We start from the raw sequence: 23,337 nt of genomic DNA, 5'->3' as shown, positions 1-23,337 counted from the left end.
GGGAAAAAGGCAAAGCGATTCAACTTTGCCTTTTCTCCTTTTTTAAGATGATTGCCTAATTCTATTACATGCATGCCCTTTACGGAATGATCAGCTTTTGACCTACTCGGATTTCATTTGATGAAAGGCCGTTTGCTCTTTTGATTTTCTCGACGCCAATATCAGAGCCGTAATAATTCACAGAAATCCTGTACAGTGTCTCATCCTGTTTCACAATATGGGATTTCTGCCCCTGATTTGCGGATGGCTGCTTGTTCTGCTCAGGTTTTACCTGTGGCTTAGGCTGTGGTTTAGGTTGTGGTTTAGACTGCGGCTTGGACTCAGGTTTCGTCTGTACAGCTTCCGTTTTTTTCGGGGGCTGAGCGGCTGCTTGGTTCGCCGGTGTTTTATCGCCTTTCGCTTGACCGGAATCCGCACTCGCCGTCTGCTTGGTGTCCTTTAATGCAGAGTCAGTTTCTTTCTTCCCTTCCGCTTTCGACTTGCTTCCATTCACCGAACCGTCCGATCCTTTTTGATCTTTTTCGTCATCCACGATGGCTGCATCAACCGTTTCAGGTTCTGCCGATTCAACTTCGACTTCAACTCCCGGATGTTCGATTTGAGCGCTGTTCGAATCATCTTTCCCATTGTAAAAATTGTAAATCACATACGAAAAAATAAGAACGGGAATGAGAGTGAATACGGCGAGGATCGTGTTAATCAGCGTGTGGCTTGAACGGCCGCCCGTACTTCTCCTCTTTTTCCCATGAAGTTCCGTCCTGGAAGGAAGCTCGTCAGTGTAGTCGTCATTATCGATATCAATCTCTTTGCGATGCTCTTCAAATTCATATTGGTAGTCCTTTTTTTTGTTCATCGACAATTCTCCTATCGCTTCGTGCTCTTCATTCTATTATGACGAATCCTGTCGGAAAAGTAAATGTACATGAGAGTTTTCAGCCAAGAAGAATACCAAGCCGCTTTTCCCAATTGATAGAATGCGGCGGCGCTTCGGCCAACCTTCCTTTTTCAAGCCAAGGCATTTCACCAAGGCCGCAATTGGAGCAGCAATCTTGCTGCCCCTTGGCATGGATTTCGCCGAACAGGGCCAGAATTTCCTGCCGCAAACAACGGTCAGTACGGATGAGGCTCGTCATCCTGGCGAGTTCCTGATTCTTCTCTGCACTCAGCTGCTCAAGACGCTTGACGATTTCATCTGGAGCCATCTGCCGCCTATAATAATCAATAATTCTCTTGCTTGTCTCTGACAGGCCTGACAGGGCAGCGGCATCCACCATGGAGATGCCCTCCCGCAGATTCTTATCGTACTGGAATATGCTTTCAGGGGCAGGCAAATCGCTCTGGATGATGAATCGTGTCATTTGCTCATCCTCTTCCGCGTAAAGAAGAACGGCGATCGCGGGCTCGCCGTCCCTTCCTGCCCGGCCCACTTCCTGGACATAGGAGGAGATGGAGGAAGGCATATGCTCATGTATGACCTGCCGAATATCGTCCTTATGTATCCCCATTCCAAAAGCGTTCGTCGCGCAGATCCACTCGATTTCGCCGCGGATGAACTGCTCTTGCAGGAGAGCCCTGTCCTCCTGCTCCTTGCCGGCGTGGTACGATTGCACGGAAATCCCTTTCCCGCTAAGTACAGCGGCCAGTCCATCAGCCCGTTTTCGTGAAGATACGTAAATGATGCCTGGTCCCGTTGTATCAGTCAGCCTTTTCTCTATCCAGTCCGTTTTGGCGTTCTCTGACTCAACACGCTCAATTGAATAGGCGATGTTCGGCCTGTCCAAAGACTGCCTTTCAACGATCGGCGACACCAGGCTCAGGTAATCCTTTATATCATTCAACACTTTTTCATTCGCCGTCGCCGTCAGGGCAAGGACGGGAGGCCGGCTGCCTTTAAGGAACTCCCCGATCCGCAAATAATCCGGCCGGAAGTCAAACCCCCATTCGGATATACAATGTGCTTCATCGACAACGAGAAGTGACAGGGAGAGCCCTTTGAGTTTTCGTGCAACCTTTTCCTGCGCCAGCATTTCCGGCGATATGAAAATGAAACGGTACATGTGAAGCGACGATAAAATACGTGATTTCGCTTCATACTGAAGGAATGAGTTCAATGCCACGACACGCTTTTCCCCGTTCCTTCTCATGGAAGCGGCCTGATCTTCCATTAAGGAGACCAGCGGCGAAATGATCAGGACAGGGCCGTCCAGCATATAACCGGGCAGCTGATAGCAAAGCGACTTGCCGGTCCCCGTAGGCAGAATCGCAATCGTATCCTTGCCTGATAAAACGGAGCGGATGACTGCTTCCTGGCCCGTCCGGAAACTGTCAAATCCGAACTTTTCTTTGAGCATGCCATGCAATGTCATTGCCTTCCACCTCCCGTTCTAGCGCCCAAGATCAAACGCAGCTGAAAATAACTGAGCTCCTCGAATTCTTTCTTTAACATCCGTAATCTTCTAGTCCCCAATTCTTCCGCTCTTGAAACGACTTTTCGGGACTCTTGCAGACTTACAAACTGATGCAATGGAAAATCCGGAACATTAATGGCCATTTCCACAAAATGATCCTCGATCGTACTTTGTTTGAGCCGTCTTGCCATGGAGATTTCATCCATTGTCATACCGGATTCGAACATCCGTCTTGTCCGCTCCGCAGAATCCGTCAAATATGTGACCGCCTGAATATCTTTTGAAAGTCTGGCGAGGAAAGGGTATGAACGTGAAGCTCGAATCGTATCGAGAAGTTTATGCAGCCCTTCCGTGTATTGAAGGAATAAGGATAATGGGGCTGTCCCCCATATAGCAGCTAATTGGTCCCACGTCCGTCCTGTCAGGTCAAAACCTGAGAGCCTTCCTGCCACTATCTCTTTTTGGATTTCCGTCATGCCGCTCTCTTCCATCGCTCCTTTTAATTCATCACCCAGCTTTTTCGAAAATGACCGGTCTCCAATCGGCTGGCCCGCCAGCATGTTTTTGACGAACAGCTGGATTTCGCGATCCGTTTGGACGGGAATGAAATTCAGGTTCCCTTCCTTTGCATTTGACAGAGTCTGAACTGCGAGTGACAGTCGAGCAAAAAAGACCGATTCCCTGCCGCGGTACTCCCATCCGTTAAAGCGAAACTGGCGAATACCGCTAGTTTTTTGCCAGCCGGATGGCGTCACAGATATAATCGACTCTTTTTCCAATATGAAACCTTCCGCTTTCAATAAATCAACAGATGCCCGGTATACCGCTTCATCGAGCTTTGGAATAATAGAGAAAAACGGCTTCAGGTTGAAGTATTCGACATCCTGAAGCGTCTGGCCTGAACGTTTGCCTCTAAGGATATGCAAGCATGCGCTGGCGGAGCGTTCACCATCCATTTTGGAAATCATGAACATTATGACATCAGAAAGGTCCACTATTGTCCCTCCTTTAATGTTTTATTGTTGAAAACTGCCCCGAACAGATTTAGAATGGTATGGGAACATTGCTAGAAAGCGCGGAGAAAAGAGGAGAGAACATCAATGTGCAAGAAATACACAATTGTTGATCAAGATACATGTATCGCGTGCGGGGCATGTGGGGCGGCTGCACCCGACATCTATGACTATGATGATGAAGGGATTGCATACGTTATTCTTGATGATAACATGGGGAATACGGAAGTTCCAGAAGAACTGCTGGAGGACATGGAAGACGCATTCGACGGCTGTCCAACAGATTCAATCAAAGTCGCGGATGCTCCTTTTGAAGGGGATCCTTTAAAATACGAAGACTGATGCAACTATCAAAAACCGGCTGCAGCGGACTATCCGCACAGCCGGTTTTATTTTATAAGACAAGTGATTTACGCTGTTTTACAATCCATTTCTCCATGCTCTTATACAGCAGCAAGAAGACAGCCATCAGAATAAAGCCTTTTATCATATTGAACGGCAGAATCCCTTTTACGATCACATTGAACATCTCGTCGCCTACATATGCAGGCATATTCAAGAAGTACGAATACATTGGCAGGAATACAAGATAGTTCAGCAAGCTCATGCCTACTGCCATCGTCACTGTTCCTGCGATCAGGCCGCTAGTGAGACCCTTTGTCGTCTGCACCTTCTTAGAGATGAAATAGATCGGCATGATGAATAGGATGCCGGTCACAAAGTTCGCAATTTCACCGACTGGAACACCAGTCGGACTTCCTGACATGAACCAGTGCAGCACATTCTTCAATAATTCCACCATGATGCCCGCAACTGGACCCATCGTCATGATTGCCATCACAGCTGGAATTTCACTGAAATCGATTTTCAGGAATGGCGGCAGTGCCGGCAGCGGGAAATTCAGCTGCATCAAGACAGTCGAAATACTTCCTAGCATTGCGATCAGAATCATCCTGCGCAATTTTTTGTTACCCATTTGTTCCTCTCTCCTTTTGCGATTCACTTCACAAAGAGGAAAGGCCATCCGTCCAACTGTCGTCAATAAAAAATCCCCTTTTGCAAACGCATCAGGGGAAGGCATGTTTAAATAAGGCGTCGGCTGCAGTTTTGAAAAAACAAACCGGTCTCCGCACTTAATAAGCCTGCTTTTTATGGACAAACACAAAAAGACGGCTGTACCTTCACCTTCTCCCATCCAGACTATACTGTCGGCTCCGGAATCTCACCGGAATCAGCTGTTAGGCTCGCGGGCTCGGAAGTCTCCTTCCATTACCGCCGGTCGGGAATTGCACCCTGCCCCGAAGATGAATCAATATTATTTTACAATTCTAGTATAAACGAAATGACGCGCATTGTAAACCACTCTGTTTACAAGCGCGCCAGTTATGATCAATGTCTGAAGAAATACTCAGGATTTGCGCCTGCCGGCAAGGGAAGCGGCACAGAAAGATCATATTTGCCGAATATTTTCTGGACAGTATTATCCAGAACCACTTGCTTCCCGAAGCTGCCGGCGGTCAGCATCAACCCTTCTACCAAACCGGAGGCGTCGAACGGATCCATTCCCTCGAGATCTAGGGCCTGATTAAAAGTTACCTTCACATGATCCTCATCTTCTGTCACTGTGAAATCCACATCTTTTGGTATAAGGCTTGCCACGATATCATTCTGGGGTGTGATCATAGCGTTAATTGCATCTTTGCAAGTAGCCGCCTCCCCGTTCTCATACGGAACCAGATACATGCGGCCGTCTGGCATCGAATATTTGAAGTAGGGGAGCTTGCGCGATGTAGCGACCGGCCTTGAGATGCCGACGTGATCAAGGCGGGCGGCATTTCCACTGCTGTCAGCAGCAAGGAAATAGGCATGGTCCTTGAAAGTCTCTTTCGCTGTGTTGTAATAAGCGTAAAGGGAAGCTGATGAAATATCGTATCTTTGGTCTTCCGGCAACTCATTCACGACGGTATCCCCTTCCGCCTTTATCTGTCCCTGATAGGGATGATACGGATCGAAGCCCATCTCTTCTTCCGGGATAAGAGAGGCAAATTTGTTATAGAGAGCGACACTGTCTGGGTCTTTCCCCGGAAAATCACCTTCTTCCTTGGGGATAAGGAAGGTCACGGGCACGATATTCGCTTCATGCACCAAGCCGACCGGCCATATATACATGCCCGTTGCTTCATTTTCAAGAAGCACATGGCTTGGGGGCATGCCCATCGCCGTGTTAATGGAATAGGACGCAGCCTCCTCCTGATTCTCCGATTCTGCAGCACTATCAGCAGCGGATTCCTCATCTGCCCTGTCCGCATCCATCGTTCTCATCCTGTCCTGAGGGGCAGCTTTCTCAAGAGAGCCCGTATCCGCACTCTCATGTCCCCGTAGCATGCTTGATGCGAGCAATGCCAGCAGGACAAGGGCGGCTGCAGCAACTGCGGACGGCAGCCATTTCATTTTACGACGGCGCTTTGGAGAATCCAGTCTAACGTCCTCTTTGAGACGCTTCAAAATAGCTTCCGGGGGGCGTTCGTCTATTTTTTTCGGCAGGGAACGCAGCATTTCCTCTAGCTCTTTATCTTGGTCTTCATAGTTCGCCATTCATCTTCCCCCTTCCGCCGAGATCGCCTGCATTTTCTTCTTCAGCGCTTTGATGGCGCGATGTTGAGTCGTCTTCACTTTACCTTCCGTGAAGCCGAGTGCCTCGGCTGTCTCGGCAATGGAAAAGTCCTGAAAATACCGCATGATAACAACCATTTTCTGGTCGCCTGTACATGCATCCAGTGCCTGCAGAAGCGTCTTCATCTCATCATTCAGTTCAGCCCACTCTTCGGGGGAACGTTCGGCAGAAGGAAATTCAGCCTGCTGCCAGTCAAATGATTCAGCGAGCCTTTTTTGTCGTACGCCTTTTTTTCTGAAATGATCGATGGCCACGTTTTTGGCAATGGAAAAAAGCCAAGTCTTTTCTGAACTCTTCCCTTCAAAACCGGCATAGGCTTTCATCACCCGCACGTACACTTCATGCATCAGGTCTTCTGAGGAAGTACGATCTCCCGTCAGATAGATCAGGAAGTTGAACACGTCTTGGTGGTATTGCTCATACAGCCGGTGGAAAACGGAGTCATCCACGAAATCCCCCCGTTCAAATGATTAGTCGTTTCGCTTAGTGAAAAGTTACAACCAAGGGCCCCCTTACAATGAATCAGAGGTGCCGGTCGGCAATACGCAAGTGAACACCGTGCCGCCTTGTTCACCGAGTCTGGCGCTAATATGCCCGCCATGGGAGTCGATGATGTTCTTCGCTATCGCAAGGCCAAGGCCTGTGCCGCCTTTCCCCCGTGTCCTTGCCTTATCCGCTTTGTAAAAACGTTCAAAGATAAATGGCAGATCCTCTTCAGGAATGCCCGAGCCTGTGTCGGTGACAGTAATTTCGGCTGACTGCCCGATCTTTTTGACATGGATGGCCACTCTTCCTCCGTCGGGTGTATGCCTGATGGCGTTATCGATCAGATTGGTGAACACCTGCTCGAGACGATCCTCATCCGCGCAGATTTCGACATCGTCTGAAGGCGTAATTTCAAGAGCGACATGCGCATCCTTCGCCACTTGCATGAACTTCGCGACAATCCGCTCCATGAAAAGAAGTGCGGAGAAGTCATTTTTGTATAGACGCATATGACCTGATTCCATCCGAGCCAGGTCGAGAAGATCGGTGACCAGCCGGCCCATCCGCATGGACTCGTCATGGATGATCTGCACCATTTCATTTCTCTCTTCATCACTTTCCATGACCCCGTCGATGATCGCTTCGCTATATCCTTGCAGCATTGCAATCGGCGTCCTGAGTTCATGGGAGACATTCGCAATGAAATCGGATCTCAGTTTATCCAGCCTGTGCTGCTCTGTCATATCGCGCAAGACGGCTACCGCCCCTCGTATGCTGTTCCCGCTGTACAACGGGCTGATTGACACGCCGTAAAACTGTCCGCTCAAGCCGATTTCGTCCTCGACCTCTTCTGCGAAAGTGATGACATGTTCCAGCATATGAAAAATTTCCGGGGGCAGCGTGTGATCTGCTGATCCATTCATGTAATACCATTTTTGCAACAGCCTTTCCGCCTGCGGATTGCTGAGCAAAATCGTATAATCCCTGTTGAATGTGATGACCGCGTCTGTCATGGATGTCAAAATGCTCGAGAGCTGCTCCTTCTCCTGTTTAATCAGTTCCACTTGGAATTTCAACTGCTTGCCCATCTGATTGAAGGCAATCGCAAGTTGGCCGATCTCGTCATTTTGCATAACTGGCAGCCGTGTATCGAAATTCCCTTTGGACAACTCAAAAGCCGCCTGTTTCATGCCGCGCAGCGGAGAAGTGATTTTCGTCGAGAGGAAGAATGCGAAAAAGGTCGTCAGGATAAAAGCGATGAATGCAGACAAGAAGACGATATGCGTCGTTCTTTTCGTCGTCCTGTGTACCGCATCCAGGCTCTGGTACATGATGATCGATTGCTTAACCCCATCCGCTTCGTGGAAAGGATAAGCAAGGACTAGAAATTGTTCCATCACATCCTTATCAGTTAAAGAAGGAAGGATCATCTCTTTGACAATTTTATTGTTGACCCGCTGGTCAGTGAAGAATTTAGGTTCAGCCACGATCTTCTTTTCAATCCGATCCTCATTCAAGCCCTCATGGAATGAGTAAACGATGTTCTTATCCGAATCGACGATCATCGCGTTTGTATCGTCGCCGAGTATGTCTTGGACAATGAGCCGCATCGCCGTTTCGTCTTGATGGTCATTGACGATTTTCCCGATCGTTGTCGCTTCCCTGCCCAGTGAATCCTCTGCCTGTTTCGTATGGAAATTATCAAGGAATTCAAGAAGCAGGACGGTGACGATGAACAGGACAAAGGAAACGAGAAGCAAAATGGTCGCCCACAACTTCCCGACGATGGAGTTCCATAATCGATTCACGCAATCTCCCCTTACTGTATCTTCTTCATTTTTCTCCTTGCATTATATCATAATGAATATGGAAACAGCTTCCCGGGTGCAGCTGCTTACCCTGCAACTATGCAATAAAAAACACCCTTACGACAGCACAAGATAGGCTCCCTGCGCTGTCTTAAGAGTGATCAGAATGCTATTACTCCACGGGCACCTCGAATTTATAGCCGACGCCCCATACAGTGACAATCATTTTAGCAGCTTGTTCCGACACACGGCTCAATTTTTCCCTGAGACGCTTCACATGTGTATCGACAGTCCGCAGATCCCCGAAAAATTCGTAATGCCACACTTCCTTCAGCAATTGCTCCCGGTCAAAGACCTTATCCGGCGATTTCGCCAGGAAATATAGAAGCTCATACTCTTTCGGCGTCAGGTTGACTTCCTTCCCGTCAGCGGTGACACGATGCGCATCATGGTCGATTGTCAGCTGCGGAAAGACAACAAGATCCTTGGATGTTGTTGTAGAAGGTGACGCGGCATTGATGGCGGCTCTTCTCAATATGGCTTTTACCCGCAGGACGACTTCCCTTGGGCTGAACGGCTTGACGATATAGTCATCGGCGCCCGTCTCAAAACCGGTGACACGATCCGCCTCTTCCCCTTTCGCCGTCAGCATGATGACAGGGGTCATATTTTTGCGGTCACGCATCTCCTGCAACACTTCAAAGCCATCCTTGATCGGCATCATTATATCCAGAAGCACACATTCATACCGGTTCTGTTCCAGAAGGTCAAGAGCCTGCTCCCCGTCGGTCGCTTCATCGATCTCGAAACCTTCCCTCGATAGATACATTGAGAGCAGCCGGCGTATCCTGTCTTCATCATCAACGACTAACAACCTAATGTTTTCTTCCACTAGCAAAATCCCCTTTCCACTTGCTCCTCTACCCATTGTACAGGCGACCGTTCGAAAAGAAAAGCTGTCAAGCCGGAAGTGCACCTGCTTGGTCGTAGAGTACAATCGCTGTTTTTAAAAAAGCAGGGGATGGAATGCCGCGCATTCTTCCCCTGCTTTATTTTGAATGTTACGCGTACGAATGCAATCCGGCGATGATCAGGTTGACCGCGATCAGATTGAACATGATGATGATAAATCCGATCAGCGCGAGCCATGCGGATTTGCGTCCTTCCCAGCCGCGAGACAAGCGCAAGTGAAGGAAAGCTGCGTAGAACAGCCAAGTGATGAGGGCCCATACCTCTTTCGGGTCCCATCCCCAAAAACGCGACCAGGCTTCATGTGCCCAAATCATAGCGAATACAAGCGCTCCAAGTGTGAACACCGGGAAACCGATCAACACGGAGCGATATCCGACTTCATCCATCAGCTGGGAGTTCGCTTTTTTGGCGAATGGCTGGAACAGCATTGCCAGCGGCTTCCTCACAATCAGGCGGAGTATCAAATACAGGATCGTCCCGAAAATGACAGACCATACAAAAGAGGTCAGCGTCTTCGCATTGACGATCGGCGGCATTTGGGCAAGCGGCGTCATTGCATCAGGAGTGAGCGCTTCGTATTCATTCATGCCGAATAGCGGCGGATAATTATACGTAACTTCCGCAGGTTTCCCCTCTTTATCGATATAATTGAAATCCGCTTCATATCCGATGGCACGGAACACGGTGGATGAAATGACGAAACCGATTACGATGACAATGACGAACATGACTGCTTCCAGCCAGAAACGTTCTTTCGATTTCTTCGTCAGATCCACATTTTTCATAAGATAAATTAATCCTGCTACCGCACTGATGGCAAGGATCGCTTCTCCAAGCACTACAGTGATGACGTGGATCGTAAGCCAGTGGCTTTGTAGAGCCGGTATCAGCGGCGTCACTTCTTTCGGGAACATGCTGGCATAAGCGATGATCACAAGTGCGATCGGCAAAGCGAACAGTCCGAGAGACGGCGTGCGGTAGATGAAATAGATCAGAATGAACGCACCGACCAGCGCCATTCCGAATGCGGTCGTGAATTCGAACATATTACTTACCGGAGCATGCCCTGAGGCGATCCACCGTGTGATGAAATACCCTAGATGGGTGAGAAAGCCGATAATGGCAATCGTGATTCCGATTTGTCCCCATCTGTTATTGCTTTTCTTCGCTTCCGATTTCGACCCTCTGACGGCCCCGCCAAAAAAGACGGTTCCGATCAGATAGGCGAAAAATGAAATCTCAAGAAGCGTTGCGCTGATGTCTGCTAAACTCATTTCAGCGTTTCTCCTTCCTCTTTCCCTCCGTCGGATTCCTTATCCTGCCTGTCTTGATAGTCCGGCAAATCGGAATCAGTCTTGAGTTTATCAATCTCCTTTTTCAAGGAGTACCAGTTTTTATTCGTATGGGCGGCGATCATCATTTTGCCGTCCTCGCCTTTTTGAAGCCAGATTCTGCGATGATGCCAGTAGGAACCCTGGATGACGCCGATCATGAAGATCAATCCGCCGAGAAGGAGGATATACAGTGTCTTGTCTTTACGGACCGTAAGACCCGAAATATTCTTCGTATCCGCGCTGACAAACTTCACTTGATATGCGTTCTCTTCTGTCTCAAGTGTGTTCCGTATTGCAACAAAGCTCTTCTCCCCATTCGGTTTGTCAGGCGTTGTCATCTTGAAGATAAACGCAGGGTTGTTCGGAATAGGGGACTTGGACCATGGTTCACCGTCTTTAATGCCGTCATAATCAGGATAATAGTCGAGAAGCTGCACTTTCGCACCGTCTTCGAGCTCATATGTCCCTTTTGGATCGTCCAGTTCGATCGTGAATTCACCGAATGATTTACCTGTCGATTTCTCGATCAACTTCATTTTCATCGCTTTCAGTTCATTCATCCTGTAATCCATCTGGAACACGCTGTATCCGTCGAATTTCAGCGGCTTATTGACGATGATCGGGTAGTCCTTGACGACTTCGAGGTCATCAGATCCAGGCAATGCCCCCTCTTTCTCTTTATAGAGAGTGACATCCGTCTCATATGATTTGACGATGGCACCGACCCTGTCCAAAGCCTCCCCGAATACTTCACTGGCTTCATCCTTCGAATACATTTCGACTTGGAACTGGTTGCTTTTCAGGAAGTAACCCGGCGCTCCTGGAATTGCACGCAATTCCCCTTCCCGGATCCACATCTGTTCATCGACATAGAATCCAGGCAATCCTCGTAAAAGAACACCAAACAGGAAGACGATCAGACCGAGGTGGTTAACATATGGGCCCCACCTGGAAAATCGGTTTTTCTCTGCAAGGATCGCTCCGTCTTCTGTCTTGATGTTGTATTTCATCTCTTTCAGCGATTGTTCAGCTTTCGTCAGAGACTCATCGCCGTCCTTAATGGTCCCTTCCCCGAAAATGCGCTGGCGTTTCATGAAAGAAGGGTGCCGCCGTGTCCGTTGCCTTTTCAATGATTTGTAAAGAGGGACGACGCGGTCGACACTGGCGATGATGATGGACGCGCCGAGCATTCCGACAAGCGTCTTGAACCACCAGCTGTTGTACATATCATAGAATCCGAGCTGATAATAGGCTTTTCCGATGAAGCCATACAGCCTTTCGTAATAGGCGAGATATTCTGCCTCCGCTGCGTTCGGTGAACTGACCGGCACATACAGCTTCTGCGGGAACAAGGTCCCGATCGCGGAAGCGACGAGCAAGATGACGATCAGCCAAACGCCGACTTTGACGCTGGAGAAGAAATTCCAGATCTTATCGATGATCGACTTGTTGTATGTCTGAGATCTCCTGGCCGCCCCTTCATATCGCATATCGACGACTTGGCTTTTCTCCGCATCTTCCGTCAGTGGACGGCCGCATTTTTCGCAAAGGTTCGTGCCGTATGGATTTTCGTGGCCGCATCTGCATTTCATTTTACTCATTTAACGTACTCCTTACTTAGGTTGGATGCTTTCCATGAAAGATTTGATTTCCCCTTCCGACATTTCGGTAATAATGATCTTTTCGATTTTGCCATCGCCGTTGATCAGGAATGTCGTCGGCAGCGGCTGGATATTATACGCTTCCTTCACGCTTTTGGTTTTGTCGATCAAAATCGGGAACGTCAGTCCAAATTGATCCCGGAATGACTGGACTTTCAAATTGGATTCTGCCATATTCACAGAAAGGACATGGACGCCCTTATCTTTGAATTCATTATACTGGTTCTCGATATAGGGCATTTCCTTCTTGCATGGAGGGCACCATGACCCCCAGAAATTTAAAAGCACGCCTTCTCCTTCATAGTCGGATAAACGATGCTTATTCCCTTCAAGATCCGTCAATTCGAAGTCCGGCGCTTTGTCTCCGACGGCGAGCACTTTCACCTTATCTTTCGAGGCGATTGATAAGATGATGGCCCCAGCTAATGCGATGAGGACGATGGCACGGATGATCGAGCGTTTTTTCTTCTTGTCCACCTTGGCCATTAACACAGCCCCCTAACAATAAAATTAATAATAAATTACAATAGCAGACGGATAGGACTCATCTTTTGCAATACATACGCTTACCCACAAGGCCGATCAGCCAATCTTGCCGGTTTCCGCAAGCACTCGGAGCTGTTTCACTTCGTGAGTGGTAAGTTCACGAGCTTCGCCGGCATTCAGTCCATGGGTCGTCAGCACGCCGAATGTTTCCCTTCTCAGTTTCATGACGGGACATCCGATGAAATCGAACATACGGCGCACTTGCCGGTTTCTTCCTTCATGGATGGTGATTTCGACGATTGCCGTTCCCGTTTTCTTATCGGCGGATTGCAGTTTCAACTTCGCCGGTGCAGTCATCCCGTCTTCAAGCTTAACGCCGCGCTCCAATTTCTTGAGCGCCTCGCGGGTTGGGATTCCTTTCACTTTCGCGACATATTTTTTATGTACGCCATGCTTAGGGTGGGTCATCAGATAGGAAAAGTCGCCGTCATTCGTCAAGATGATGATGCCTGACGTGTCATAATCCAGCCTTCCTACCGGAAATACTCTTTCCTCCACATGCGGCAATAGATCCAGGACTGTTTTGCGTCCTTTCTCATCCGCCACAGACGATATATAACCTCTTGGCTTATAGAGCAGATAATAGACATGACGCTCTTTCACAAGCTCCACGCCTTCCACTTCCACTGTATCGGCTTTTGTAACCTTTGTTCCAAGCTCGGTGACAACTTGACCATTCACTTTCACTTTGCCTTCCAGTATTAAAGCTTCCGCCTTCCTGCGAGAAGCCACACCTGCCTGCGCCAGTACTTTTTGAAGTCTTTCCACGACTCGTCACCTTCTTTCCTTTGCTTGCCGCGATTCATTCATCGCACGTATAACTGTGCATTCCACAAAAAATTATTGCATACTTCCAGTCAAATGAAAAGAAGACTGTCCCACTAAAGGCAGTCTTCCCCGATTTGTCATATTTCGGACGTATTTTGATCACAAAAGCTGTCGAAATTCAAAATTATTCACTGGTGGATCAAGACTTCTGTTGAAATGATCGGCTGGTGATCGAATGACACGGTCCATGTGCCGATGCTTGTCTTCTCTTTTCCACGTGGGATGCGTACGATATGGGAGATCTTCCCCTTTTCCTCCGGTTTAAGCAAGACACGGATCGGCGTCTCAAGCCGGCCTTCTACGCCTGGCAGGATATCATATGCCCCTTTTTTTGCGACGGTGACGAGATCATATTTTTTAAACGTCTCGTTAGCGAGGTCTGTATGGTCTTTCCAGTCGTTTCCGTCATTCAGAGTCACGATGATAATCCGTTTGCCGTCACGTTCGAAATAGGTCGCAAGCGTCCTCCCTGCAACTTTCGTAAAGCCCGTCTTCCCAGCTTTTGCATCTGGGTTCGTATGGATCAGGCGGTGTTTGTTGCTCCAGCTCCTTACAACCTCTCCGCCGTTATATGTGTATGATTTTGAGGTGGCGATCTTTTCGAATGCCTCATTCTGCATTGCGAAATAAAGCATTTTCGCTGTATCGTATGCAGTTGACAGATGTTTTTCATCATGTAGGCCTGATGGATTGGCGAACGTTGTATCCTTCAGACCATACAAGAGAGCCTTGTCATTCATCATGTCAACAAAGCCTTCCAACGATCCGCCCGCGTGCTCTGCAAGTGCATAGGCAGCATCATTTCCTGATCTCAGCATCAGCCCGTACAACAGTGCCTCTGCCGGCATTTCGATGCCTTGCTGAAGGTATATGGAAGACCCCTCCGCCATGGCAGCTTCCGGTGAAATCCTTACCGATTCTTCTGTAACGCCGCTCTCAAGATAGGTGAGAGCTGTCCACATTTTTGTCAGGCTGGCAATCGGCAGTTTGGCATTCTCATTGTAGCCGGAAAGCAATCTCCCTGTGTCAGCATCGATGACCGCCCACGCCTGGCCGGAGGCGGCTTCTTTCGGAAATCCTGTGAATAGGACAGTAAGAAATAATACGACAGCGACGGCTCGCCTCAATCCATGATTCCTCCTTCATCATTTTCATCCATATTGAACGCTTCCTGGAATTTGGTCATGAACAAATCTTGATCGGTACCATCCTCATCGTCATCCTCTGCAAGCTGTGGAAGAGATTCAATTGACTCGAGTCCAAACCGATCGAGGAACATCTCAGTCGTGCCATAAAGGATCGGCCTTCCTGTCCCTTCTAATCGCCCTTTTTCCATTACAAGCCCTTTTGCGACAAGCTTTTGCAGCGGCCCTTCCGATTTCACGCCACGCAGATCATCGATTTCAACGCGTGTTACAGGCTGCTTGTAAGCGATGATCGCAAGCACTTCCATTGAAGCCTGCGTCATCGATTTCGGTGAAGGATTCTCAAGCATCTTTGCGATATCACCCGCAAATTCACCTTTTGTGACAAGCCGGTACCGGCCTCCGTATTTCCGAAGCAGAATGCCCGCATCTTCCCGTACCTCATACCGCCTCGCCAATAATTCCAAAATCTCTTCAGTCTCTAGCCTGCTTTTTCCAACAAGGTCAGACAGCTGCTCTATGGGCAGCCCGTCATCCCCTGCCACGAACAGCAGACTCTCAATCTTTCCAATTAATTTTTCATCCGTTTCCATGATGTATTTCCCCTTGCCCGGCTTTAATGACAAGCCGCTCAAAATTCCCATATTGAAGGACATCTATATCCATCCGCTTCATCAGTTCAAGAAGTGAAAGGAATGTGACTACCAGTTCTGCCGTGTCACCTTCTTCAAAGAGGTCTTCAAAATCACATTCGCCGCCCCGCATTTCGAGTAACGACATGATCGAATCCATCTTTTCTCCGATGGATAGCTCCGTTTTTGGTATACTGGCGGTAAGAGGGACACGGCGCCGTTTCCGTTCAAGCATTTTCTGGAATGCAGCTATCAAGTCGAACACATTCAACGCTTCATCCGTCACCGTCTCGGCGAACTCTCCGTATGGTGAGGGATCAGCAGGATCTTTTGTATAATGGACGGCCCGTTCTTCGGCTGACTCCTTCAATTGGTATGCCGCTTCTTTGTACTTTTTATACTCAATCAGCTTTGCGACGAGTTCCTCCCTTGGGTCTTCCTCGTATCCATATTCATCATGATCATCCGGCGCATCCTCCTCATGTACAGGCAGCAGCATCTTGCTCTTGATTTCAATAAGAGTCGCTGCGAGGACGAGATATTCGCTCAATTCATCGAGTTCAAGTACGCGCATTGCATGCAGGTGCTCGATGTATTGGTTCGTCAGCTCGGCCATCGGAATGTCGTATATGTCGATTTCCAGGCGGTTGATCAAGTGGAGGAGGAGATCTAACGGGCCTTCGAATATATCAAGCTTCACTTTATAGGTCATCTGTTCACCTATCCTATGTATCGTATTTCTTCGTTTATGAAAGGAGTTTCATATATGCATCCGTACCACCAGCAGCCATTCATCCATTTTATTGTGTATTTCAATCAGAATCAAGATTACTTCGAATGCCATGAGGAGCTGGAGGAGTATTGGAAATCGATTCCCGGTGCTGACAAAACTCATCCGCTAACCGCCTACATACTTCTCGCGACGGGCATGTACCATTGGCGGAGAGGGAACGAACGCGGTGCGCTGCGAACTATTCGCAGCTGCGAGAATAGATTCCGGCTCATTCCTGACAGGTATCCTGATTATCTAGGGGAGATCGACTTTCCTGGGCTTATGAGGAAGATCAGGACAGCGCTTGATCGCATTGAAAACGGCGAGCCGTTCATCCCCTTCAAGATTGGCGTCACTTCCCTTGCACTCGCCTCCCTGGTTGAGAAAGCGGCCGAACGGATCGCCTTATTGCCCGCCACGAGCGATGCAGTCATTCATAAACATATGCTTAGGGATCGGACTGATATTCTGCTTGCGCGCGAAAAAAAGAAAAGGGGCGGATGTTAATCCGCCTCCTCTTCTTTGCACATGCATTTCCTCAAAAATGGTTCCGTCTCTTCCGTGCTCATGCACGCCAGCGACGGGTATAATTCCTGAAGTTTCGAAACCATTTCGGTTCCTACGCCCTCTCCTCGGAATGATGGGTTGACGGAAAGGTGCCTGACAATATATGCATCATCTGTCAGTTCTATGCCGACAATACCGATGAAATCTTCGCCCTCTTTGAGCAGATACAGTTCAAAGCGTCCATCCGTCTCATACCTCTGCATCGTCTCTTGGAGCTTTTTCACCGATTTTTCACCAGGCATATATGAGAGCAGCCCCATCGCAATTTTTTCATATGCTTTCTTGTAACGTAAGAGCACCAATTGTATCCCTTCTTTTCAAAATCAGTACTGGATATTGTTATGGTACAGTAACATTCCTGTAATTTCAATAAGCGGGAACGTTCATTTATTCGGCCCGACATGAGGGGCTATAAAGTACCAGTACAGAACTCCCCATATGACGGCCAGCGCAATGATGATGATGAACAGCGTAATGTTGCGCTTCCTCATATCCTCTCCCCTTTACGGACTTTCTGCAAAGGGATGTCCAGACTGATAATATCCTCATACGTCTCCCTGCGGACCACCAGCTGATGCTCCCCATTTTCACAGAAGACGATAGCCGGTTTCGGGATCCGGTTATAATTGCTTGCCATGGAGTACGTGTAAGCGCCTGTACAGAAAATAGCGATAAGGTCTCCTTCCGCAGGCTCGGCGATATATGCCTCCTCTATGAGCTTATCACCCGACTCGCAGCATTTCCCCGCAATGGTCACCTTATCAGTATGCGGCTCCAGCATTTTATTCGCGGTGGCTGCTGAGTATTTCGCGCCATACAGGGCAGGACGGATATTGTCGGACATGCCGCCATCCACCGCCACATAAGTCCTCGTGTTTGGAACTTCTTTCATGCTGCCAAGCGTATAGAGTGTCGTACCGGCATCACCTACGAGCGAACGGCCAGGTTCAATCCATACCTCAGGCATTGGATAGGAATGTTCGCGTGTCATCTTCAACACGACCCGTTCCATTTCTTCGACATATTCAGCTGGCGCAAGAGGGGCATCCTCTTCCGTATAGCGGATGCCGAATCCGCCGCCCAGGTTCAAGACTGAGCATATGAAATGGAACCGTTCACGCCATTCCACCATTTTTCCCATAAGGGCTTCGGCGGCAAGGCGGAACGCATCCGTTTCGAATATTTGGGAGCCGATATGGCAGTGCATCCCTAGCAATTCGATATACGGATGATTATGTAACTGCAGGAACGCCTCCTCCGCCTGTCCATTATTCAAATCAAAACCGAACTTGGAATCTTCCTGGCCTGTCGTGATGAAATCATGCGTAGAAGCATGTACACCCGGCGTTACCCTGATCAGTACACTCATCTTCTGCTTCCTGGATTCCGCAATTTCCTTCAGGAGTCCGATTTCAGCAAAATTATCAACAACGATACAGCCGATCTTTTCATCGAATGCGAATTGCAACTCCGTATAGCTCTTATTGTTGCCATGGAAATGGATCCGCTCCCGAGGGAAGTCTGCAGCAACTGCCGTATATAGCTCTCCTCCCGACACTACGTCAAGAGACAGCCCGAGGCTTGCTGCGACTTCATAGATTGCAATCGAAGAAAACGCTTTGCTTGCATAGGCGACCTGCGCGGGAATCCCCATCTCTTTGAAAGTATCCCGGAATGCCGCTGCGCGTTCTTTAAATAACCCGATATCATAGACGACGAGCGGCGTTCCGTAAATATGCGCAAGATCGACCGAATCCACGCCGCCGATCGTCAAGTGCCCTTTTTCGTTGACAGATTGAGTACCATATAGATGCATCTTTTTTCCTCCCACTCGTTCCAGCCTATAATAAGTCCTTACGTATGACTTTATCATATGGTTAAAGCGAATGGCAATCCGCTACGATAGCCTGTTCCGGTCAGGCGAATCTGTAATGAATGGACGTGGCGCATCGATTGTCATAGGATACCTGATGATGATCCTTTTCATGGCAGCCGGGAAAAACGGGACAAGCGGCCATAGATATGGCACTTTCATCGGATGCAGTGAGCATAGGTAATAGAAGATGACCGCTGATCCGACAAAGAAGCCGGGTGCTCCTAGAAGCGCAGTCGCCATCAGAAGAAGCAAACGGAAAATTTTCGTCGTTATGCTCAATTCATAGGATGGGATTGCAAACGTGAAGATGGCTGAGACTGCCACGTAGAGAACGACTTCCGCGGTGAACAAACCGACATCGATCGCCACTTGCCCTATTACGATGGCAGCGACAAGACCCATTGCCGTTGTCAAAGGGGATGGTGTGTGGATGGCGGCCATCCGCAGCACTTCAATCCCTAGATCCGCAATCAATATTTGAAGGAATAACGGGACTTCCCCCGGATCATTCGGCCCTATATAACTTAAGTACATCGGCAAATAATGCTGCTTCGTCGCAATAAGATACCAGAACGGCAAAAGGAACAGACTCATGAAAGCACCGGTTAAGCGAAGCCACCTGACGAATGTTCCAATGAACGGCGCCTGCCGGTATTCTTCCGCATGCTGCAGATGATGAAAGATTGAAATCGGGACTAAGATTACAGACGGCGACGTATCGACGATGATCGCGATATGCCCTTCCAGGAGATGCGCCGCACATATGTCCGGCCGTTCCGTATACCGTACGAAAGGCATCGGGTGGAACCGCTGTTTAAACAGGAACTCCTCGAGCGATTTGTCTGTCATCGTCAGGCCATCGTGTTTGATATCATCCAAACGGCTCCGTATATAATCCAGATGTTCCGGACTGACAGCCCCTTTGATGAAAGCGATGGCAACATCCGTCCGTCCATTCACAGTCGTGTGATGCATTTCGAATCGGAGATCCGGCGTCCGGAGACGTCTGCGGACCAATGATGTATTGATGATGATATTCTCTGTGAAGCCGTCCCGCGAACCGCGGATCACCTTTTCGGTATCAGGCTCCTCAGGCTGTCTGCCCGGGTAGTGCCGGATATCTGCAATAAAGGCGAAACCGTCAGGCATGATGAACCCGACTTGGCCGCTTAGAACCGCAGTGAGCAGATCATCCCGTCTTTCAGCTGCCGTAAGTGCATAATATGGAAAATAGTTCAGGAATTCTTTCGGATTATCCTTGAAACTGAAATCCTCATCCGGCCCGTAGCTTTCCTGCATCTCGGTCAATAAAGTCGTGATAATCTGCCCATCCACAAGTCCATTGATGTATAGAAGCATCGCGGGCATACCCCAGAGATGGATGGTCTTAGCCGACGCGTCGAACGTTTCGTCTTCGCCGAACAGCTCTTTAAACCACTCTTCCCCATCTTTTATCGATTCGAATAAATTCTCCATATGGCTAATCCGCCCTCACTTTGCGCTCGTAGTCCCCCATTTCCCCAGAATTTGCTGACCCCATCCAATGTTTCAATTGGGCGAGTATCTTTTTCTCTAGCCTGGACACTTGCACTTGTGAAATCCCGATCCGCTCAGCAATATCACTTTGAGTGCAATCCAGATAATATCTCATGTAAATGATGGTTTGGTCCCGCTTGCTCAACTTTGAGACAACGTCGCGCAACGGTATATGGTCAAAGACCCTTTCCGAACGGTCATCACGCAGCTGATCCATTAGCGTAAGACTGTCCCCTTCGTTCTCATACAACTGTTCATGCAGGGAAGCAGGATCCCGCAGTGCATCGGAAGCGAGAATGACTTCGTCGACTGTCACTCCGAGACTGTCCGCGATATCCGAGATGGACGGTGATTTCCCGTGGTTTTTAATATAATCATCGGTCGCATGGCGGATCTTGAAACTTAATTCCCGGATGGACCTGCTCACTTTCACCATGCCGTCATCCCGCAGGAACCGCTGAATCTCCCCCACAATCATCGGGACTGCATATGTCGAGAATTTCACGTCATATGATAAATCAAACTTGTCAATGGACTTCATCAGCCCGATGCATCCGATCTGGAAAAGGTCTTCAAGATCTGCGCCCCGGGACGCGAATCTCTGGACAATCGACCAGACAAGCCGTGTATTGCCTTCCACCATGAGACGTCTTGCTTCCTTGTTTCCATCTTGCGATTCTTGGATAAGCTCGCGCATCTTTTCCTGAGTGAGCAATGCTTCTTTTTCAAGGGATACGTCCATAGGTCACCTCAAACTGCTTGCTTCCGTCACCGGAGAAAATGTTTTTTCGAATTTGACGACCGTTCCAAAACCGATAGTCGACTCTACCGACAGATTGTCAGAGAAGCTTTCCATGATTGTAAAGCCCATGCCAGACCGTTCCATCATCGGCTTGGTCGTGAACATCGGCTCCATCGCCTGTTCCACATCGAAAATTCCGTTCCCTTCATCGCTTACCGTCATCGATACTTTGTTTTCGTCAATGACCGCATGGATGGTGACCAAACTTTCCCCATCACATTCATATCCATGTATGATCGCATTCGTTACAGCTTCCGAGACTATCGTCTTGAACTCGGAAATCTCCTCAAGTGTCGGATCCAGCGGAGTGATGAAGCAGGTCATCGCCATACGGGCCAGCGCTTCGTTCTCCTCAATCGCGACAAAAGATAATGTCATTTCATTTCTCATGTACAACCCCTCCGATTTCACCAATTGCAGTTTCGGCCGAACAATGCCTGATCATCGAACCTAGTCCAGAAAAATTAAAAATCTTTTCCATTGTCGGCGACGGGTTCAATATGACGGTCTCCCCGCCCGACGGCGCCAAATCGCGCATCCTTCCAAGAATCAGACCAATTCCCGCACTGTCCATGAATCCTAGCCGGGCAAGATCCCAGATGACTGCTCTGACCCTTCCCGTAAAAATTGCATTTGAGATGGCATTCCGGACCCGGTTCGCCTCATGATTATCCAGTTCCCCTGCCAACGTGACTACGATAATTCCATCATGATTCATAATTTCTGCCATGCTGAATCCCTCCCTATGGCGGAACATTCAACATCTCTGCGGGCAACTCCTTCTGCACCGACAAAACTAGTCATACTACTGCTTTACTTCTCACTTTTCGACAGTACGCTATACTTTTGTCAGCATAACCAACTTGTATTTCTTTTACACATCCAACCGGATGGCCAAGCTGTGAAAAAAGGAATGCAGCCAATAAAAAAAGCCGGCCCCAATGAGCGGGGCTCAGCTTCTGATTACATGTCATTCAGTGATCGTGTCATAGATGAGCGGAGACCTTTCAGCATGATCCGATCCGATATGGATGTGGCTTAGCAGCATGTCAGCCGACTGTTTGACTTCCTCTGTATTTGAGTGGATGGTTGCGAGGGATTCCCCTTTTTCTACGCGGTCTCCGATTTTTTTGTGGAGTGTAATACCGACGGCAAGATCGATCTCATCATCTTTCGTCGCTCGGCCGGCGCCCAAAAGCATGGCCGCGACTCCGATCTCATCTGCTTCCATCTTCGTAATGTACCCGCTTGAAGAAGCGGGTACCTCGATATGATAGGACGCTTGTGGCAACAGGGACGGGTTATGGACGACGTCCGGATTCCCTCCCTGGGCCTCAATGAGTTGTGCGAAAAGCTCAAGAGCGGAACCGTCTGCAATTACCGATTTCAGCATTGCTTCGGCTTCTTCAGTGCGTTCAGCTTTTCCACCAGCGATAAGCATTTTGCTGCCAAGCGCAAGGCATAGATCGGTCAGATCCTCAGGTCCTTCCCCGCGGAGCGTATCGATTGCCTCCTTCACCTCGAGTGCGTTGCCGATCGCATAGCCAAGTGGTTGATTCATGTCAGAAATGACCGCAATTGTTTCACGGCCTGTCTGTTTGCCGATTGCAACCATGGCCTTCGCAAGAGCCTTCGCGTCGTCAAGGGTCTTCATGAATGCCCCTTCCCCAGTTTTCACGTCGAGGACGATGGCATCCGCTCCGGCAGCGATCTTCTTGCACATGATGGAACTGGCAATCAGCGGGATGCTGTCCACCGTCGCGGTGACATCACGGAGCGCATACAGTTTTTTATCCGCCGGCGTCAAGTTTCCGCTCTGTCCGATCACAGCCAATTTGAAGTCGTTCACTTGCTTGACGAATTCGTCTTCGGTCAGCTCAATATGGAACCCTTCTAGTGATTCCAGCTTATCCAGCGTGCCGCCTGTATGGCCTAGGCCGCGGCCGCTCATCTTAGCGACAGGGACGCCGCATGCAGCGACGAGCGGTGCAAGTATGAGGGTCGTCGTATCTCCGACGCCGCCAGTCGAGTGTTTATCGACTTTAATCCCTTTGATGGCGGAAAGGTCAATCGTATCCCCGGACTCCACCATCGCCATCGTCAAATGGCCCATTTCCTCAGGAGACATCCCTTTGAAGTAAATTGCCATAGCAAGCGCGCTTGCCTGATAGTCCGGGATGTCGCCTTTCGTATATCCATTTATGAAGAAACCGATTTCCTCTTTAGTGAGTGGTTCTCCGTCCCTCTTCTTTTCAATGATATCTACCATTCTCACCA

At 48.9% G+C, this 23,337-nt stretch carries 24 protein-coding genes and 1 riboswitch; of the genes, 2 read left to right on the top strand and 22 right to left on the bottom strand.

What is annotated here, in order from left to right; genetic code table 11:
• Nucleotides 1–79: 79 nt before the first annotated feature.
• The 3 genes from ACZ5FK_RS01595 to ACZ5FK_RS01585 all read right to left on the bottom strand — a co-directional run bounded on the left by ACZ5FK_RS01595 (nucleotide 80) and on the right by ACZ5FK_RS01585 (nucleotide 3,403).
• A complete protein-coding gene (locus tag ACZ5FK_RS01595) occupies nucleotides 80–853 on the bottom strand; it encodes a LysM peptidoglycan-binding domain-containing protein (RefSeq protein WP_464806170.1) in 774 nt (257 codons plus the stop codon).
• Nucleotides 854–932: 79 nt separating this feature from the next.
• Nucleotides 933–2,366, bottom strand: coding sequence for a RecQ family ATP-dependent DNA helicase (locus tag ACZ5FK_RS01590; protein WP_464806169.1), 1,434 nt, complete (start codon nucleotides 2,364–2,366; stop codon nucleotides 933–935).
• Nucleotides 2,363–3,403, bottom strand: a complete 1,041-nt coding sequence (locus ACZ5FK_RS01585; protein WP_464806168.1) for a YpbB family protein — start codon at nucleotides 3,401–3,403, stop codon at nucleotides 2,363–2,365. Before ACZ5FK_RS01585 ends, ACZ5FK_RS01590 begins: the two co-directional genes overlap by 4 nt.
• A gap of 105 nt (nucleotides 3,404–3,508) precedes the next feature.
• On the opposite strand from ACZ5FK_RS01585, the gene ACZ5FK_RS01580 reads away from it, so the two are divergent.
• Nucleotides 3,509–3,763, top strand: a complete 255-nt coding sequence (locus tag ACZ5FK_RS01580; RefSeq protein ID WP_464806167.1) for a ferredoxin — start codon at nucleotides 3,509–3,511, stop codon at nucleotides 3,761–3,763.
• A gap of 52 nt (nucleotides 3,764–3,815) precedes the next feature.
• Here ACZ5FK_RS01580 and ACZ5FK_RS01575 read toward each other — a convergent pair whose 3' ends face one another.
• The 12 genes from ACZ5FK_RS01575 to ACZ5FK_RS01520 all read right to left on the bottom strand — a co-directional run bounded on the left by ACZ5FK_RS01575 (nucleotide 3,816) and on the right by ACZ5FK_RS01520 (nucleotide 16,219).
• The gene (locus ACZ5FK_RS01575; protein WP_464806166.1) at nucleotides 3,816–4,397 is read right to left on the bottom strand and encodes an ECF transporter S component; all 582 of its coding nucleotides are present in this window, start codon (nucleotides 4,395–4,397) and stop codon (nucleotides 3,816–3,818) included.
• 203 nt (nucleotides 4,398–4,600) lie between these two features.
• Nucleotides 4,601–4,731: riboswitch (FMN riboswitch) on the bottom strand.
• 79 nt (nucleotides 4,732–4,810) lie between these two features.
• Nucleotides 4,811–6,016 (bottom strand): hypothetical protein, encoded by a 1,206-nt coding sequence (locus ACZ5FK_RS01570; RefSeq protein ID WP_464806165.1) that lies wholly within the window; start codon nucleotides 6,014–6,016, stop codon nucleotides 4,811–4,813.
• Nucleotides 6,017–6,544, bottom strand: a complete 528-nt coding sequence (locus ACZ5FK_RS01565) for an RNA polymerase sigma factor SigX (RefSeq protein WP_464806164.1) — start codon at nucleotides 6,542–6,544, stop codon at nucleotides 6,017–6,019. It lies immediately after the preceding gene.
• Between the two features lie 63 nt (nucleotides 6,545–6,607).
• The gene (locus ACZ5FK_RS01560) at nucleotides 6,608–8,389 is read right to left on the bottom strand and encodes an ATP-binding protein (RefSeq protein ID WP_464806163.1); all 1,782 of its coding nucleotides are present in this window, start codon (nucleotides 8,387–8,389) and stop codon (nucleotides 6,608–6,610) included.
• A 172-nt stretch (nucleotides 8,390–8,561) separates the two neighbouring features.
• Nucleotides 8,562–9,317, bottom strand: a complete 756-nt coding sequence (locus ACZ5FK_RS01555) for a response regulator transcription factor (protein ID WP_464806162.1) — start codon at nucleotides 9,315–9,317, stop codon at nucleotides 8,562–8,564.
• Nucleotides 9,318–9,450: 133 nt separating this feature from the next.
• The gene (ccsB, locus tag ACZ5FK_RS01550; RefSeq protein ID WP_464806161.1) at nucleotides 9,451–10,635 is read right to left on the bottom strand and encodes a c-type cytochrome biogenesis protein CcsB; all 1,185 of its coding nucleotides are present in this window, start codon (nucleotides 10,633–10,635) and stop codon (nucleotides 9,451–9,453) included.
• Entirely contained in the window at nucleotides 10,632–12,296 is a 1,665-nt protein-coding gene (locus tag ACZ5FK_RS01545; RefSeq protein ID WP_464806160.1) for a cytochrome c biogenesis ResB family protein, read from the bottom strand. Before ACZ5FK_RS01545 ends, ccsB begins: the two co-directional genes overlap by 4 nt.
• Before the next feature lie 12 nt (nucleotides 12,297–12,308).
• Complete coding sequence (resA, locus tag ACZ5FK_RS01540; protein ID WP_464806159.1) at nucleotides 12,309–12,842, bottom strand: thiol-disulfide oxidoreductase ResA; 534 nt, start codon at nucleotides 12,840–12,842, stop codon at nucleotides 12,309–12,311.
• A gap of 96 nt (nucleotides 12,843–12,938) precedes the next feature.
• Complete coding sequence (locus ACZ5FK_RS01535; protein ID WP_464806158.1) at nucleotides 12,939–13,670, bottom strand: pseudouridine synthase; 732 nt, start codon at nucleotides 13,668–13,670, stop codon at nucleotides 12,939–12,941.
• 188 nt (nucleotides 13,671–13,858) lie between these two features.
• Entirely contained in the window at nucleotides 13,859–14,857 is a 999-nt protein-coding gene (locus ACZ5FK_RS01530; RefSeq protein WP_464806157.1) for a D-alanyl-D-alanine carboxypeptidase family protein, read from the bottom strand.
• Complete coding sequence (gene scpB / locus ACZ5FK_RS01525) at nucleotides 14,854–15,468, bottom strand: SMC-Scp complex subunit ScpB (RefSeq protein WP_464806156.1); 615 nt, start codon at nucleotides 15,466–15,468, stop codon at nucleotides 14,854–14,856. Before scpB ends, ACZ5FK_RS01530 begins: the two co-directional genes overlap by 4 nt.
• Nucleotides 15,455–16,219, bottom strand: coding sequence for a segregation/condensation protein A (locus ACZ5FK_RS01520; RefSeq protein WP_464806155.1), 765 nt, complete (start codon nucleotides 16,217–16,219; stop codon nucleotides 15,455–15,457). Before ACZ5FK_RS01520 ends, scpB begins: the two co-directional genes overlap by 14 nt.
• A gap of 54 nt (nucleotides 16,220–16,273) precedes the next feature.
• Between ACZ5FK_RS01520 and ACZ5FK_RS01515 the strand changes: the two genes are divergently transcribed.
• Nucleotides 16,274–16,786 carry a DUF309 domain-containing protein gene (locus ACZ5FK_RS01515; protein WP_464806154.1) on the top strand — a complete coding sequence of 171 codons (513 nt, stop codon included), beginning with the start codon at nucleotides 16,274–16,276 and terminating at the stop codon, nucleotides 16,784–16,786.
• Here the strand turns inward: ACZ5FK_RS01515 and ACZ5FK_RS01510 are convergent.
• From ACZ5FK_RS01510 to ACZ5FK_RS01480, 7 genes are all read right to left on the bottom strand, one after another.
• Entirely contained in the window at nucleotides 16,783–17,145 is a 363-nt protein-coding gene (locus tag ACZ5FK_RS01510) for a GNAT family N-acetyltransferase (RefSeq protein WP_464807335.1), read from the bottom strand. The genes ACZ5FK_RS01515 and ACZ5FK_RS01510 overlap by 4 nt on opposite strands.
• Nucleotides 17,146–17,333: 188 nt before the next feature.
• Nucleotides 17,334–18,662 (bottom strand): diaminopimelate decarboxylase, encoded by a 1,329-nt coding sequence (gene lysA / locus ACZ5FK_RS01505; RefSeq protein ID WP_464806153.1) that lies wholly within the window; start codon nucleotides 18,660–18,662, stop codon nucleotides 17,334–17,336.
• An 81-nt stretch (nucleotides 18,663–18,743) separates the two neighbouring features.
• The gene (locus ACZ5FK_RS01500) at nucleotides 18,744–20,198 is read right to left on the bottom strand and encodes a spore germination protein (RefSeq protein ID WP_464806152.1); all 1,455 of its coding nucleotides are present in this window, start codon (nucleotides 20,196–20,198) and stop codon (nucleotides 18,744–18,746) included.
• 4 nt (nucleotides 20,199–20,202) lie between these two features.
• Nucleotides 20,203–21,000, bottom strand: coding sequence for a SigF/SigG family RNA polymerase sporulation sigma factor (locus ACZ5FK_RS01495; RefSeq protein WP_464806151.1), 798 nt, complete (start codon nucleotides 20,998–21,000; stop codon nucleotides 20,203–20,205).
• Between the two features lie 3 nt (nucleotides 21,001–21,003).
• Nucleotides 21,004–21,450: an anti-sigma F factor gene (spoIIAB, locus tag ACZ5FK_RS01490; protein ID WP_464806150.1), complete on the bottom strand. Its 447-nt coding sequence runs from the start codon at nucleotides 21,448–21,450 to the stop codon at nucleotides 21,004–21,006.
• Nucleotides 21,440–21,790, bottom strand: a complete 351-nt coding sequence (locus tag ACZ5FK_RS01485) for an STAS domain-containing protein (protein ID WP_464806149.1) — start codon at nucleotides 21,788–21,790, stop codon at nucleotides 21,440–21,442. The genes spoIIAB and ACZ5FK_RS01485 overlap by 11 nt, the downstream gene beginning before the upstream one ends.
• A 240-nt stretch (nucleotides 21,791–22,030) precedes the next feature.
• Nucleotides 22,031–23,335: a pyrimidine-nucleoside phosphorylase gene (locus ACZ5FK_RS01480; protein WP_464807334.1), complete on the bottom strand. Its 1,305-nt coding sequence runs from the start codon at nucleotides 23,333–23,335 to the stop codon at nucleotides 22,031–22,033.
• Nucleotides 23,336–23,337: the final 2 nt, after the last annotated feature.

Source organism: Sporosarcina sp. GTC18466, from assembly GCF_055389225.1.
This window is presented reverse-complemented; position numbering and strand designations above follow the sequence as displayed.

Bases quoted from the DNA above. Each gene is read 5' to 3' on its own strand.
- ACZ5FK_RS01595 (WP_464806170.1), bottom strand. From the start codon at position 853: ATGAACAAAAAAAAGGACTACCAATATGAATTTGAAGAGCATCGCAAA.
- ACZ5FK_RS01590 (WP_464806169.1), bottom strand. From the start codon at position 2,366: ATGACATTGCATGGCATGCTCAAAGAAAAGTTCGGATTTGACAGTTTC.
- ACZ5FK_RS01580 (WP_464806167.1), top strand. From the start codon at position 3,509: ATGTGCAAGAAATACACAATTGTTGATCAAGATACATGTATCGCGTGC.
- ACZ5FK_RS01575 (WP_464806166.1), bottom strand. From the start codon at position 4,397: ATGGGTAACAAAAAATTGCGCAGGATGATTCTGATCGCAATGCTAGGA.
- ACZ5FK_RS01570 (WP_464806165.1), bottom strand. From the start codon at position 6,016: ATGGCGAACTATGAAGACCAAGATAAAGAGCTAGAGGAAATGCTGCGT.
- ACZ5FK_RS01555 (WP_464806162.1), bottom strand. From the start codon at position 9,317: ATGGGTAGAGGAGCAAGTGGAAAGGGGATTTTGCTAGTGGAAGAAAAC.
- ccsB (WP_464806161.1), bottom strand. From the start codon at position 10,635: ATGAGTTTAGCAGACATCAGCGCAACGCTTCTTGAGATTTCATTTTTC.
- ACZ5FK_RS01545 (WP_464806160.1), bottom strand. From the start codon at position 12,296: ATGAGTAAAATGAAATGCAGATGCGGCCACGAAAATCCATACGGCACG.
- resA (WP_464806159.1), bottom strand. From the start codon at position 12,842: ATGGCCAAGGTGGACAAGAAGAAAAAACGCTCGATCATCCGTGCCATC.
- scpB (WP_464806156.1), bottom strand. From the start codon at position 15,468: ATGGAAACGGATGAAAAATTAATTGGAAAGATTGAGAGTCTGCTGTTC.
- ACZ5FK_RS01520 (WP_464806155.1), bottom strand. From the start codon at position 16,219: ATGACCTATAAAGTGAAGCTTGATATATTCGAAGGCCCGTTAGATCTC.
- ACZ5FK_RS01515 (WP_464806154.1), top strand. From the start codon at position 16,274: ATGCATCCGTACCACCAGCAGCCATTCATCCATTTTATTGTGTATTTC.
- lysA (WP_464806153.1), bottom strand. From the start codon at position 18,662: ATGCATCTATATGGTACTCAATCTGTCAACGAAAAAGGGCACTTGACG.
- ACZ5FK_RS01500 (WP_464806152.1), bottom strand. From the start codon at position 20,198: ATGGAGAATTTATTCGAATCGATAAAAGATGGGGAAGAGTGGTTTAAA.
- ACZ5FK_RS01495 (WP_464806151.1), bottom strand. From the start codon at position 21,000: ATGGACGTATCCCTTGAAAAAGAAGCATTGCTCACTCAGGAAAAGATG.
- spoIIAB (WP_464806150.1), bottom strand. From the start codon at position 21,450: ATGAGAAATGAAATGACATTATCTTTTGTCGCGATTGAGGAGAACGAA.
- ACZ5FK_RS01485 (WP_464806149.1), bottom strand. From the start codon at position 21,790: ATGGCAGAAATTATGAATCATGATGGAATTATCGTAGTCACGTTGGCA.